The organism is Cerasicoccus maritimus (assembly GCA_031296935.1).
Lineage (GTDB): Bacteria > Verrucomicrobiota > Verrucomicrobiia > Opitutales > Cerasicoccaceae > Cerasicoccus > Cerasicoccus maritimus.
In genome coordinates this window covers 17,555-33,128 of record JAVDPD010000027.1, presented here as the reverse complement: position 1 = coordinate 33,128, position 15,574 = coordinate 17,555, and the positions used below count along the sequence as shown (strand labels likewise).

Below are 15,574 nucleotides of genomic sequence, written 5' to 3'. Positions count from 1 at the left end.
ACGCCTCGAAAGTTAAGCGATATCTCCTCGCTACTCGATTCTCGAAAGCCCGCAAATCTCAGGGGCGATAGCCTATTGAGTGCTCACCCGAGTCTGCTCTGCCTCCACCGATGCGACTCCAATTGCCTTGAGACGCGCCAGTTCCAAATTGCTGTCCTCATAGGCAATCGATTCGAAAAAAGACTTCGGGGAACCGAGCGCGGCGGCAGCATTAAGGGCCGCCAAAGTCAACGCCTGTGACTCGTGGGCCTGCGCCATTGCCTCCGCATCTTCTCGGACTGAAACGATACCGTGCTTCGCCGCGACCTGTAGGGCCATCAGTTGCACCGCCTCACTGGAGCGCAAATCACGCAGACCGCGCAGTACCCGCTCCTGCATGACCTCTCGATTCACCAGACTGGACTGACGCTCCAGCAGGTAGGCGTCGCCCTCAATCACAGTGGCGGCCAGCGAACTGGACCGGTCGGTGAACAGTTCTGCGCGGACTCGATCAAACACCTGTTTGATTGCGGAATTGGTCTCATTAGATTGACCGAACAATTGATACAGCAAAATTAATGATTGATTGCGTAGTGGCAGCGCTTTGTCCTGATCTAAGGCGATGGATGAGCATCGGTTAATAAGCGATTCTGGTTCCACCTTCGAGCGGAGGAGTATTCCCCCTGCCTGACTCCTTAATTCAAGTGTCTCCAACACGGGATCGTTGGAATTATCGCTAAAAATCACTTCGATGATTCGAGCGATTTGCGTCTCGGAGAGCTCACTGGCGGGTATTTTACGCAAGGCCAGCAAACGTTCACCAGATGGTATTTCCGTGTCAATCGATTCCGCAACCAGCTGATTCACATCCACTTCTAACTCACCGGAAGGAGGCTGGCTTACCGGAACCGCCTTTGGCGATGGCGGCTGCTTCATCTGATAGAGCTCATAAAACAAGTAGCCCACGATCAGGACATTGACGATCGCGAACAAGCGGACGGCGTTGAATTTCATGTCAGTTGGCGGTGAAGATTTTCTAGGGACTACTGCTTATAGCAGTGATAAGCAGGCTCTAACGCATGAGCTGACAAAATAAATTATAGTGCGCAAAGCATTGATTAACAAAATTTTGATTTAATGGTGCAAAATAACCATTGACGGCATAGCTCATTCAACCAGCTTGGTGGCTAATTTTGCAGTCCCCCATTATTTGGCAGCAAATGATACACTTTACTAAAAACATCAATCGCAATCGCCATGAAAATTCGCCTGTTCTCTTTTCTCCTTCTTATGCTGCCAAGCTTGGCCTTCGCCGGTGAGACTTCAGGGGGCACGCTAATTGAGATGTCCAGCATAGGGACTATACTCCTTACCACCACAGGGCTAATGGTCCTTGCCGACAAGCGTAAGAATAAATCAGGCCGCAAGTAAGCGATAATTTCGCAAAGAAAGTTCCCCTTATGCGGCGAGTCAATACCATTCGACTGGCAGGGTGCATTTCGCTCTGCCTGACCATTAATACGGCCTTTGGGCAGACGGTACTGCCTTTTGAGACGGATTTTGAGCCCGCAGAAGGATACCAGGTTGGGACATTTACGACGGATTCCAACTGGCAGGTGGAGGCGGGCTCCCCGGAAATCACCGATCTTGACTCAGCTTCGGGTCAGCAGGCCCTGTTTTTTACCCTGATTGATGCGCCCCACGTCATTGAGGCCAGCTTTACCGGGCAGCAAGGCCCGATTGTTTTCGTTGATTTCTATTTGAAGCCCGAAGCGGGCGAAGTGGATGATCTGCCTAACGGTCCCTTTCCTGGTCTTTCCGCCCAAACTGGCTTTGTGCGCGTGAGCGAAGAAGGCGAAGTCATTGCGATGCATGGCGATGGCGCTGGCAGTGGCGAATGGATTTATTCTGGGGAGCGCTATGTTCTTTCTTCTGGCGCTAGCGCTGACTGGCATCGTTTCACCTACCGCTTAAACTACTCAACGAAAACGTGGGATCTTTACCTCGATGACCAATTGGTTTTGGTCGATTTGGGATTCTTGGACGCCAGCCTGTTATCATTCAGCAGTTTTCGCATTTCATCGGATGGGCAGGCTAGTCTTGGCTTTGATTTCTTTTATGCTGGCGAGGTCAATCCCATCTTCGCTGACCTCGATTTGGACGGGATTCCTGACGCCTATGAAACGGCTCAGGGTATGAATGTGAATTTAAACGACCGCTATGGCGATTTGGATTTTGACCGTCTCACGAACTTGACGGAATACCTCTTCGGCACTGACGCTGGCGATCCCGATAGCGATGGCGACGGCATGAGTGACTGGCGAGAGCTGGCGACGAATGCGGACCCCTTGACCTTGGATAATTACGTATTTACTGCGATTCCATTCTGGGAGGGATTTGAATCGAATTCATCAGGCCCTTTGAGTGGGGGCAATTGGCTGGCGTCGTCTACGTTAGCGACTGTCGCTTCGGATAATCCCCATGAAGGCGCTCAACTTCTATCGGTTGAGGCAGAGGAGGAGGAAATTGAAGTCTCCAATTTGTTTTCCGGCGATGCCTTCCGTCCGGTTTGGGTCGATTTTCAGTTGATGGCGCGGCCATTGCGTGATGCGCCCACGCTGGATGAGGGTTCTTCGGTTGGTTTCTACTTTTCTGAAGACGGTCGTTTGATGGTTTTTGACGGAAATAGCCAGGGGGGCGGTGCATGGCGCGCATTGGACGCGCCAGTCCTGGAGGCAGACGCTTGGCGCCGCCTTACGGTATATTTGGACTACTCTCTCCAGAAATGGGCGATTTGGGTAGATGGCGTCCGCGAGGAAGAGAATCTGGGCTATGCTTATTCTGTTCCGTTTTTTACGGAATTCAGCATGAAAACAGGGGCCAGTGGCAGCAGCGCCCTGGATGCCTTTAGCGTGAGCTACTCTGAGCCGGCTGAATTGGACAATGACGGGGATGGTCTTATCAATGCGCTGGAAGACTTGAACGCCAATGGCGTTGTCGATGCTGGTGAAACGAGTAAGGAGCTATATGACACGGATTCCGATGGCTTTGGAGACGGGCTGGAAATGCTGTATGGCAAGGACCCCTTGATGGCAGACCCTGATATTGCGCCGTTGGCGGATGATGGCAATGGCGGGCACTTTTGGGCGACGAGCTTTGCGGTAAGCGAGGGTTATGCCAGCGCCGGACTAAACGGGCAAAATTATTGGGATGCCGCCAACGTGAATGTGACGCCCGAAGAAGAAGCTGAGTTGACCAGCGATGAATTCTCCATTGCGGAAATGAAACGTTTTGTTGGAGCGGGTGAGTTGAACCAGGTGTGGCTGAGCTTTCGCGCCAAGTTGAGCGCTGGCGTGCTGCCCGACCCAGCCTCGCTTACCGGCCCTACTGCCGGCGTGTTTGGCTTTACTACTGAAAATGATTTGCAGGTGTTTGACCCAGATGCTGGAGAATGGTTGAAAGTGGCGACGGGTGTCACGGCTACAGAGTGGAATCACTATGCGGCGTTCCTGGATTATGAAGCCAAGGAGTGGCTTTTGGCGATTAACGGGGTGATTGTAGTCAGGAACATTCCTTTTGTTGATGACTCGCTGCAGACCTTCTCAAGGTTCAGGGCGTTGCAGGCTGTGGCGGCAGAAGAAGAGACGCGCTCTGCATATTTTGACGAGTTTCTTGTCTCCAGCTATGAGCCCGCAGGCATGGATTTCGATGGAGACGGCTTAAATAATGAATTGGAGCGTTTGCTAGGCAGTAATCTGAATTCGTCAGATTCAGATGAGGATGGCATGCCGGATTACTGGGAGCATGGTTACGGACTGGATTTGTTGGCCAATGACGGATCGGACGACCTGGATGGCGATGGTTTATCAAATCTCGATGAATTCCTGTTCGGTTTGGACCCATCAAGCGTTGAGCAGGACGCTTTGCCTGGGGTTGTAAACTGGCATACATGGACGCATTTGAGTGGAAAGACCGTCGACGCATTGACAGGGCATTCCAAATTTCCTTTGGAACCTGATCGGCAGAGCCTGTTGAGCGAGCTTACCACTGAAAACAACGACCCAGGTGAGTCCAACTATGGCGCAAGAATCAGGGGAGTGTTGATTGCACCTGTCTCTGGAGAGTACACGTTCTGGTTGGCTTCGGATAACAATTCAGAACTATGGCTCAGCACGGATGAGACCACCTTTGGCAAGCAGCAAATCGCAATGCTCGATACTACGGTTAGCTTTCAGGATTGGGATCGATTTCAGTCGCAACGCTCAGCGCCAATACAATTAACAGCCGGAGAAGCCTACTATTTTGAAGTGCTTCATAAAGAAAGCACTGGACGCGACCACGTTTCCGTTGCCTGGTCATATCCCGGACAGGCACGGATTGTTGTGCCAGGAGAGCATCTCATGACCGCTTCTGAGACGCCCAATGACGCTGATCAGGATGGCTTGCCGGATGACTGGGAAACCCTCGTTGGACTCGACCCGCTTGCAGGCTATGGCGTGGACGGATTCTCCGGTGATAAAGATAGCGATGGAGTGCTCAATTATGAAGAGCTGCAATATGGTTCACACCCCGGCTTTGCTGACACCGATGGCGATGGTTACGGGGATTGGACCGAAATCCACGAACTGGGAACCGATCCCGGGACGGCCGAGTCGGTTGCGTGGCAGCAGCTAGTGGAACTTAGCGGAAACACAGCGGCCATTGACAGTGGTTTCTGGCAATCAACCGGGCTATTTCTGCTTGGCGCTGGCCAAGGAGGAGGGCGTATTTCCTGGAATGTCGATCTGCTTGAGGACGGCATCTATCAGCTAAAGAATTCCTTCATCCGAATTCAGGATACTGCCGCCTCGGTTGATCAGCCAATCGTATTTCTGTGGTATCTGGATGGTGAGCTAATTGGGACGACTGAGACTGATGCGAGTGGATCGGGTTCAAAGCAAACCACCGCTTATCTGCGCACGCCATACGTTTTAGCAGGTGCGCACCAACTTTCTTTGAGGTGGATGAATGTGTACTCTGGCAATGCGATTATGCTGGAATCGCTTACGATTGAAGAACCGGTGGAACAGGCTCCGGAGAACCTCGAGAGCTGGCAACAGGCGGAAATTGCCAAAGTTGCGTCATTGGACAGTCTGACGGCGGTTTCCTACGTTTCTCCATACTGCCTGGAGGGTGACGCCCGGTTTTTATCACGCCTTTCACTCGGAGAGGGCATTGATCCCATTCGGACTGGCAAAGACCGGTGGTATGCGAATGTGCCACTGAGCGAGGATGAGCCAACGGAGATCGCTGCTTCGTTCCAGGATGGCGGTTACATTGAAAGCGCCCAGATCGATTGGGCGCCGACAAACCTGTTTGATGTGGAGAGTATCCGAATTCGTGAAGGCGATTCATTGAAGCTCTTTGCTTTACCCGAAGGACAACTGGGTGGTTCCTTTTCGGTGAGCATCAATGGGGTGGAAATCGCCTCTGGCGCCACGGATTCCGTTGTGCGCGCCTTCTTCGAATCAGGTGAATATCTCATTGATGCAGTTTATGTGGCGTCTGATTTGACGGAATATCCCGCGACGGCCATTGTTACCGTGGTGGGCATTGCCCCGCCAACTGACTCACCGACGATTTGGACGGAGCGTCTCCGCCCCTGGAAGTGGGAGGGGGCGCCTGAAGGCATAACCTTTGACGCTGACGGCATGCTGCTAAGTCTTGAATCTCATTCGGGTGGAATCGCTGCGTTTGTCCTTGGGCGGGAAGAAGCCTATGCCGATGTTTCAATCACGGCGCGTCTCGAAGAAGGCGGCCCTGTTTTGGCAACGGCGCCAACGAATGCATTTTGGTTGAGAGCTGCGGTGGAAGGCTATCTGCCTGCCGTGGAATTGGATGAGTCAACCTGGGAAGTGCATAACACTATCTTCATGTATGGACTGCCAGATTCAACAGATGTGCTTATTGATGTCTTTAAGGCTGGCGTGGTCCTGAGCGATGGCGAGAGGCAACGCTTTCTCACGAATAACGACTTTAGTGAACTGGGGGTTTATTCCTTTTCTTTCATCAAACCGACTGAGGTCGGGGGCGGGCCGTGCCACCGAATCAAAGCATATCAGGACAGTCTTTATCTTGGCCGACGCTAAAGGGAATTCAGCATATGTATTTTATAAAACGGACATCTTTTCTTGCCTGCCTTACCTTCAGCGTAGTGGCTCAATCTCTTTGGGCAATCCCTGCGGATAAGACTGGCGCGAGCGCATCTTCGGAATTTGAGCGGGCCTATAGCGACAGTGACTTTGAGCGTGAGGCCAGCGCTGCTTCGCCCGGGCGGGGCAATCAGCAGAATCAACTTAAAACATCTTTGCAGGGCGTTGAGTCGTCATTGAAGCTGGGCGCGGAGCCTCTGCCGGTCGAGGATTATCCCCAGAGCTTGAAGCTCTTGGTTGAGGATGACGGCGATTTCAGGCTTAAAGACAGCCTGCTGCGTGAAATGCGCTTTGAGGATATCAGCAGCGAAGATGTTGCTGCGCTCATGTCCTTTCTGCTGGTGAGGAAGGTCGATGAATATGGCGCTGAGAATCTTCAGCACCTTTCCCATAAGAATGATGCGTTGGTTTGTCTTCTGGATCAGTCGCCCATGCCCGAAGACCTGGGCAAGCTGATGCTGAAAATAGTGCATGATGAGTCTGAGGACATCGTTTGGCGTGAATATGTTTTACAATATTTCGCGGAGTATTACCGCTCGATGTGGCCAATCGGGGACAACGCCGGTAATCCTGATATGCCGTTGCGGCGGGCGATGCAGCGGACGTTGGCGCAGGCTTTGTTTATGGAAGATTCCCCTTTGTCGGGAACCGCTCTGATCGTTCTAAATAACTTGGCGGATGATTATCCGGAGTTTGGGCGCGGGGTTATGGCCAAGGCGTCCAGGAGACTGGCGGCTTCGCCTGAAGCATGCACGGCTTCATGCATTACTGCTCTGAGCCTGTTGCCTGACGCGCCCGAGAATGAAGATGTGTTGATGACTTCCGATATCGCGCAGAATTCTTCAGCGCAATACGCTGTCCGGGTGGCTGCTGCCGGTCGTCTGGCGAAGTGGTCTGAGCGTAACCATCCTCTGGCCAGTGAGCGGTTGCGGGCTTTGGCGATTACAGCTGGCAACTCGAAGTCGGATAATCGAATCCGAAATGCGGCACAGTCAAAATTGGATAAAATACAATTAGGTGAGTGAGGGTATAATTTCGATGCATAGCATGAATTCTTTTTTTACTACGCGGCTCAAGATGCCTTCAGTTCGCCGATTGGCTCATACTATTCGGTTTCTGGTGACCCTTTCCTTTTTCACATTCATGGGGCGCAATGCCCTCGCGGATGGCGGGGATAACGTCGGCCCGACAATTGTCGAAGGGCAGGATTACCCCGGTCTTGCCTTGGATCTTGATTCTCTGATCAATAACTTCCCTTTGTATGAGCTCTACACCCAATATGAAACTTATACATTAGTCCTTGGACCTGGCACAACTGCTGGAACCCAGATCTGGCATTGGGACCTTAGGTTGCCCTCGCCATTTGAACTGCCCGACTCAATTGGAAGAAGTGAAATGGCCCATTGTCCGAATGACGGAACGGTCATTCCCAGCGCAGAGTGGCCCGGCATTGATCCAATATTAGCGCAAAGTGTGGAGTATCGATTTCTCGCGATGCAAACGGTGGATTTTATCCCCCACGATGAGGTCTATCTGGAGGAATACGAGCATTACGTAACGCAATACACCTACAATCACACCACCTTGCGCATTCGGTCAGATGTCCTCTTCGATCTTTTGAATAACTACTGGCCGACAGAGCGTTCGAATGACCCGATCAATTTTACTTTTACTGTTCCGGTGCGGGAGTTTGATCACGGTGGAGGCGAAGTAATTGCATCCAACTTGGGCAAAATGATTGATTCCGATCGGGATGGGATTCCAGATTGGTGGGAGCGGGAAGTGGCAAATGGCTCACTCGATCAACTGCATAGCATGTTGGGCGACGAGGATGATGACGGCTTGGTGAACTATGACGAATACTTGCACTTCACCTCCCCCTTGGATCCTGATGTTGATGGCGATCTCCTGCTCGATGGCGCAGAGATTGCAGCTGGTTCTTGTCCTCGGGTGGGCGACACAGACGGCGGCGGCCTTAGCGATTATTACGAAGTTGCCTATGGTTTTGATCCGACCGTTGCGGGCGATGAAATTGGCGACCCAGATAGCGACGGTTTAGAGATTATATATGAAATCACCGTGGCCGGAACCGATCCCTTTAACCCGGACACGGACGGTGACGGCATGCCAGACCCATGGGAGCTACAGTATGGCTTTGATCCGCTGGATGCGTTAAACCTCGCTTCAGATGAAGTCCCAGAGGATGATGCGTTGGCGGACTATGATGGCGATGGGCTGGTAAATCTCGAGGAATATCATTACGGTTCTGATCCAATCAGCGTTAATTCGGACCTTGATTTCCTGGTTTCTGAATTAGCGCCGAAAACCATCGGGATTGAGCCAAATGTGATTACGGTTCCTCTGCCGGGGAAGGGGCAGGATGTTGTCGACAGCCATGGCTATCCCTATCTGGACCCCCGCACGGAGAGTAGCGAGTATCCATTGGGTTATCTTCCCTACCGCGCGCCTGGCGATTATTCGGATTATCCACTGGTATTCGGAGATGATGGATTGCCTATCCCCAATCCAGAAATCAACCCAGGGTTCTACTACTTTGATTCATCCACGACTGCTGGTTTCACGATATCAGATCGATACCCGGAAAAATACTTCAACAATGCCAATCTCTATTCGGACGCATTTGAAGAGGGAGACCTTGAATCAACCTATCCTGAAAGTGCGCGGGTGATTCTGGAGGAAGTTGCGTTGGTGATTTATGACACGCCAATGCTCGACGAGAATGATCAGCAGATCATGGTGACGCGATTCCGCTACGTGCCTTGGATTGGTGAAATGGTATGGGATGAATCCTCCTACTCCCTGGTGGATGATGAAACGGGACTGACAGATGCCTATGAGATCAGCAGAGGCCTTGATCCGACATTGATTAATGATTCATTATGGGAGAGTTTGCGGCGCAATTTCCTGTTGCACTCCACTGAGTTTTTATTGGGCAGTCAGTTAGCAGACGATGCAGAGCCTGACGGCATGCCCGATTTATTAGAGGGCGAATCCTACTACGACACGATCATTGGCAATACTGATTCTGACAATGATGGAATGCCTGACGGTTACGAATTGGCCCTTGGATTAGACCCCGGTAATCCTCTTGATGGCGGCCTTATCGTAAGTGATGTAGATTTGCAGGATATAGATGGTGATGGCCTGAGCAATCTTGCTGAGATGCAGGCTGGGTTGCTGCCAAACTACAACGATAGCGATGGCGATGGTCTGCTTGATGGCTGGGAAGTCGAGTATCAAAGCCTATCGAACTACTCGGGCGAATTAGAACCGACGGAGTTACTGGAAAACTTGGTCGTTTGGTGGAATTTTGACTCTAATGATGAAGGCCGCGTCTATGATCGATCGCCTTACTTTGGGGTAGGCAATATGATGGACAGGCATTCCTTCAATGACGCGTTCATCCATGGTTCCAGTTCTTTCGACTTCGGAGGAATTAATGAACTACAACCGAAAACGCTGAAGTTGCAGGACTCAACTATCGATATGGGCAGCTATGGCTACTTGGCGACTCCGGACGCCCCGGATTTACGCCTTGATCCGAATGGCTTTACGTTGGGCTTCTGGTACCGGTGGAGCGACGATGGGGTTGACCATTTTACCCATCCATCGGGTTTATTACAGATCGGAGAAGAGCGCTCATTGCTTGTTAAGCCAGGCGCCTATCAGTTGACGCTAAATCCAGCAACGGCGTCGGTATCTTTTTCTGCCGAAACTTCAGATTTGTTCGCCAATGTTTCAGTAGGCGGCGTTGGGGCTAATCAGTGGCATTATTTAGCTGTTGTCTATGACGGCGACACTGGCGAACTCTCGCTCCAGCGGGTCAGCCCCGAAGGTTTTGAATCGGTCAATGGCTCACTCCCTGCTAACGTTTCAAATTCTACGTTCCTAACAATTGGAACTCAATTTACCGATGCTGGCTTGCCGCTGCGGCTGGGGGCGTTGCGTGGCGTTCCATCCACGTTTATCAACAGCGAATTCGACGATTTTCGCCTCTATCAGGCCACTCTTTCAAGTGCTGACATCGCCAAGCTTTCTTACCCGCTAAACCCGGAGTGGGATAACCTGAAAGACCGCGATGCTGACGGCGTCACTGAGTTTTTCGAGCAGGCCTGGGTTCTATCCTCAGATGAAGAGGATAGCGACGGTGACGGAATCTCAGATGGATTGGAAGTCTACGGTTTTATCATCGATGGGGGAGTCCCCGTTGCTGCTGCCGGCGCTCCGGACGCCTTCCTGACCAACCCGCGCTTGGTGGACTCGGACAACGATAACGGGAATGAAAGCCCTGATGAAACTTTAAATGATCTCGAGGAGGCATTTGGCCGGACGATTGTGGTGACAGTTACCAATCGGGAGGGGGATCCCAGCTTGGCATTTACGGAATCGCGCTTCATTATTACTCATCCGCTTAATCCAGACACCGACGGTGACGGTCTTTCCGACTACGATGAGCTGAATGTATGGCACACCGATCCCACTGACGCTGATACCGATGACGACACCATGCCGGATGGCTGGGAGGTGGCAAATAACCCCTACCCCGCCGAGGGACCATACCTGCCGTTTGATCCGCTGGACCATTCAGGGGAGGAAGATTATGATGGTGATGGTCGAAATAATGCGGATGAGTACGACACGACCAATGATTACCTGGTCACTGTTCATGAGGAGGATTTACAGGATCTGGTTGATGAGATTTTGCCTGAGTTCATTGACAGTGACGGCGACGGGATCTCGGATGCGCGTGAAGTAGAGCTTGGAACCAATCGCTATGCTAAAGACAGTGACGGCGACGATGTCGACGACGGCGACGAGCTTCGCTATGGGTATGATCCCACCGATTCCAATGATCCAGAAGCAACGCAAGACAGCGACGTTGACGGTGAGGATGATAAAACTGAAATTGCAAATGGCACCAACCCTTATGACTCTGAGGATGAATCTATCCACCTCTCAGATCGTAACATTCTGACGCCGATTGTCTGTCCGGAAAACCTTGTACTGATCAATGCAGGGCAGAGTCCACATCATGATTCTTACAAGACCTCGGCGCTGGTTCATTTTCCCGTCCCGACGGTCCCTAATCCCGAGTATGAAAACGACCCGAACGCCTCGGAGGAATTGCCCCTGCCCTCCGCCCCCTGGGATGTTTATTTGACCGGCGGCGCCGAAACAGAAGGGTGGTTCGCCAATGCCGGCGCCGTGGTGCTGGGCGGCTTTATGCGCACCGACATGGTTGAGTTTGAAGGATTTGATGACCCACGGTTTGATATCAAGATCAGCGATGCAGCCCGCCCCTATGTCGAGTGGGTGTTTGATGGGAATCAGTCTGATTGGCATCTTTTCTATGACTACTATGACGAACTTGGCCCACTGGAAATTCACACTGAAGAAAATCCATTTTACCATCGTCCAATCAATCTGCGCCGTTTCCTCAATTGCCTTGAGCGATTACCCAACGACTACGTTCAAGTCAGCGTCACCTACTACGCGAGCGTCCAATGTGAAGTCGGATCAGGTCCTGACTTCCAGCCTCCACTCGGAAAGGATATTGTCACCTTTAATGAAGACCTTCCCAATACTGGAGGGGATACGGTGCCAGTCGAAGGAGGGAAGCATGTTGAGCCCCGTGAGGCTCCTAGTATAGAGCCGCCAAAGGCAGAGGAGCCCCCAGAAGATGAGGAAGAGCTTATTCAGCCAAACATCCTCGCCTACACGCGCAGTTCAATATCGCCGGTTAAAGACGAGTTGCATCTCAATCATGGCGACATCGATGACGATGGCGTACCCAACTACGCCGATGGCTTGATTGGGAAATTTGAGGGGCATGGCGTTCGTTCTACGCCTACGGATGAGTTTGCGGAGAGTGATGACTTTTACGAGCTAACTTTGGTGTTGCCGACAGTAATTAATCTTTCTGATGACATTAATCTTAAGATTACCTACGATGCCTCGAATCCAGCTGATTTGGAGTCCACTGACACCGGGAGTGGTTACGAGTATCAATTGCCGAACGAGGGGACCCTTCGCCTCTGGACAAAAAATGGCGATAAATTACGTGATGTCAGTGCGGTTAATGCCTCATCTAACCCAGGCGATTTCATACCCTCTGGCGTGTATCTGGATTTGGATAAGTATGGCTTTGAACTCAATCCAGAGACTGGTCGCATTGAGGCGAACCTCTATCTCGAGACAGTGCAGCTGGGCGAATTTTTGAAACCCGCTCTCATCCATCTCAGCTACGCAAGAGCCCTGAATGGCGAAGTTCCAGTTGGAGCAGATCCGTTAGTAGAACTCGTAGAGGGCTTTAATTATCAGTGGGTCGATATTGATATCGATTCGGATAATAATCAAGGCACGCAAGTCCCGGCACGTTCCTTTGCTGAAGAAAAAATAGAAAATCAACTGGAGGATTTGGAGTACGATGCTACAAATCCTGATCCAACGAGATCAGGTAAGGTTATCTTTAAGGCAAATGGGGATGCAGACACCGACGGTGTCCCAGATTTTGCCGATGGATTAGATTTGTTTTCGGAGGATGGCGTGCGATACGCAGAAGAAGACAACGTAAACGAAGTTGCGCCCCTAATTCCTGTCTTGGTGACAATTCCCAATCTTGAAGGGGTGAAAGTCATATTCAAATACGACGCGTCTGATCCAACTGCGATCACCAAAACTGGTGATGACACAGACGGATTTACGTATGAACCGGCTTCAGGAAAAATTCGCCTTTGGACCAAGAGTGAAGCAGACATTAGAAGGGTAAATCCGATAAGTCACCCCGACGCTGGAGATTATGTTGCGCCGGGAGTCTACTATGCGCTATCCGAATTAGGCTTAGGAGATAGTGAAACTACTCTGGAGCTTTACCTTGAGGCAGTGACGCACAGCACCTCAATTGCCCAAGATTCTATTGAGATTGGCTTGATTTATGACCCTGATGGCACCGCTGGTGCCAATTCAGCACCCATTGCTACAGACGAAGTGGCTATTACGGTGGTTAGCCTCGATTTGGTAGAAGTAGATGAAAACAATAATACTACGCCTATTGCAGCAATGGAACTGGGCGAGCCCTCTCCTGTGGTTACCGTTGAAGCACTTTCCATCTCGAATATCCGTGCAATAGACAATGATCAGAAAATAGTCGGAGATATTTATATTAGCGGTAAAGTGAGCTCCGCTATGTGTGATATCACCCCTGGCGAAAACGGTGAGATTACTTCATTGGATGTATATGTTAACGAGGGTAATCAAGTGGAGGAAACGGTCAGTGTTTCGTCTTCTAAATCGACTGATGATGGCTCATTTCTTCGGCCCTACCCATATGATGGCAGTTTTTCACAAACGCTGACTGAAGTAGCGGTTACTGAGGGGGAGAATATCATAGAATTTAGTGTGGTGAATCCTATTACTGGCGCTGTCGGCTATTCACGGCATTCAATACAGATATTGGCCACGTCTCCATTGGAAGTTCCTAGTCCAGCAGCTCAGTATTACGAGCCAACTTACTCGCTCAGTCTGGATTTTAGTCAGGCTCTCGATTTGGCCTCACCCGATACAATCACTGCCAGCTTAACTCATATAGACGGATCAAGCGATATCAAGGTGCTGACTGAAACCGGGTCAAATACACTGGCGTTCGAACACACCGATGTGGATGCGGAAGGCAATCCCTACGTAACGTTTAGCCTCAGCCTGAACTCAGCTCCAGGATTTAACGATAGCGTCACTGAGCTGCTTAGTGTCACATTGGTGGAGCATCTAGCCTTTGGAATGGCGAACGAGGTGTTTAATCTGGTCGAAACAGGCGCCGATACCAATGTCTTTGGGGAGACTTGGTATCGACTGATAGATGATTACGAGCTGACCAGCTACGCTGATTTCTCTTTCTCACCGGGCGTAGTTGAGCTGATTGAGGCTGGTAATGGTGGCAAGCAAAAATTTTATATGCTTCAGGTCAATGGGCCGGACGCGTTATTGGCCCAAATCGTGTCAGTTGAAACTCTAGACGGCCCGCGTCAGGTGGAAAAGTCAGAGATAGACGACCATTACTACGTAAAGATGAAGAATTCTCCTCCGGCGGTTTATTATCTTCAGCCAGGGGATGTGACCAGTGAGTTCTTGTCGGATGCTGCCGAAGTCATCGAGCACGCACAGCTAACGGGGGCTGAATACGTGGGAGGATTCGTTGTTGGCTTCTTCGATGGAGGAGTCGAGGTAGTCGAGGGCGCCTGGGTCATAGGTAAATTTGCCGTCGTCGAGGTCATCGCTTCGAATGCCGTCGTCGACTATACCCTCGAAATGACGTTTGGGGATAGTTATACAAGGCACAAGGTGGATTGGGTTCAGGTGCGCGCGTCTGCCATGCTGCTGGCCGAGTACCTATATAATTTCGCCGTGGCCGAGGCAAGCGCGCGGGGCGAGATTCTCGCCCATATATACGCAGGTGACTTTAGCGAAGCATGGGAGGCTAAACTGACCTCCCCGCAGATGAAGCTGCTCTTTTTGATGGGCGAGGTAATGGAGGGCGCTGTGGTGGCCTTCGCCAACGAGGAACCCGTCATGCAGGGTTACTACCTGGGGCGTATTTTCTTCGAGGTCGTTAGCTCCATTGTTCCGCCGGCCAAGCTGACTAAGGCCACCAAGCTCAACTTCCTCAATCAGGTGCGCGGAAAAATCGAGGCCATGAGCCATTTGCCTTCGGGCAGCAAGAGCAGCATCCTCAACCGCCTCGATGATATCATCGCCGTTTTCGAAGCCTCTCATCTGGACGACGCCCGTCTGATTAGCCAGCACCGCGCGAGCTTGGAAAAATTAGCGCCGGATCCCAAAAATCCCGGCACTCAACGCTTCCCTGCCCTCAAGAAAACTCGAGACGCGCAAGTCGGCAAGACGCCTGACGCGAAGTTGCTCAAGTTCATCCGCGGAGAATCTGACGCGCTCTATGCTGATTTGGCAGCAGGCAAAATTACGATTGACGATGTTCCCACCGTGAAGGACTGGAAAGACATCATTTTCACAGATGGAAAGCCGAGCCGCCGAGCCGGCGACAAATTCGATGACCATTCGGATATACACCACTCAGTCGAATTTCAGTTCCTAGGATTCCTGAAGGACAGCTGGAAAAAAGAAAATGGCTTCACTAAGGCCGATTCAAATGCTATTGTGCCTGGGTATGTGATGCCGAGGTCTGAGCATGCCGTGCTTGCCGGACAGTTGAAATCAGCGCTCAATGAGGTTCCAAATAAGCTCAGAAACCCTAGGGGAGTGATGGAAGCGATGAAGAAGGTGTATAAAGATAACGGATATAACGATCTTTGGTATGCCGCGCGAGAGTGGTTGATTTCCGAGGGGATTCCTAACGTTCCTGATTTATAGAT

4 protein-coding genes are annotated in these 15,574 nt (G+C 51.2%); 3 read left to right on the top strand and 1 reads right to left on the bottom strand.

Features of this window, described 5'->3' with window-relative positions; translation table 11 throughout:
* Positions 1 to 72 precede the first annotated feature (72 nt).
* Positions 73 to 993, bottom strand: a complete 921-nt coding sequence (locus RBB62_RS15645) for a hypothetical protein (protein WP_309399961.1) — start codon at positions 991 to 993, stop codon at positions 73 to 75.
* A 446-nt stretch (positions 994 to 1,439) separates the two neighbouring features.
* Between RBB62_RS15645 and RBB62_RS15640 the strand changes: the two genes are divergently transcribed.
* From RBB62_RS15640 to RBB62_RS15630, 3 genes are read left to right on the top strand one after another with little or no spacing between them, the layout of a single operon-like run.
* Positions 1,440 to 6,107: a PA14 domain-containing protein gene (locus RBB62_RS15640; RefSeq protein WP_309399959.1), complete on the top strand. Its 4,668-nt coding sequence runs from the start codon at positions 1,440 to 1,442 to the stop codon at positions 6,105 to 6,107.
* A 14-nt stretch (positions 6,108 to 6,121) separates the two neighbouring features.
* Positions 6,122 to 7,195, top strand: coding sequence for a hypothetical protein (locus RBB62_RS15635; RefSeq protein ID WP_309399958.1), 1,074 nt, complete (start codon positions 6,122 to 6,124; stop codon positions 7,193 to 7,195).
* A 22-nt stretch (positions 7,196 to 7,217) separates the two neighbouring features.
* Positions 7,218 to 15,572 carry a LamG domain-containing protein gene (locus RBB62_RS15630; RefSeq protein ID WP_309399957.1) on the top strand — a complete coding sequence of 2,785 codons (8,355 nt, stop codon included), beginning with the start codon at positions 7,218 to 7,220 and terminating at the stop codon, positions 15,570 to 15,572.
* Positions 15,573 to 15,574 lie beyond the last annotated feature (2 nt).

Coding starts and splice junctions, on each gene's coding strand:
- RBB62_RS15640 (WP_309399959.1), top strand. CDS start 1,440: ATGCGGCGAGTCAATACCATTCGACTGGCAGGGTGCATTTCGCTCTGC.
- RBB62_RS15635 (WP_309399958.1), top strand. CDS start 6,122: ATGTATTTTATAAAACGGACATCTTTTCTTGCCTGCCTTACCTTCAGC.
- RBB62_RS15630 (WP_309399957.1), top strand. CDS start 7,218: ATGAATTCTTTTTTTACTACGCGGCTCAAGATGCCTTCAGTTCGCCGA.
- RBB62_RS15645 (WP_309399961.1), bottom strand. CDS start 993: ATGAAATTCAACGCCGTCCGCTTGTTCGCGATCGTCAATGTCCTGATC.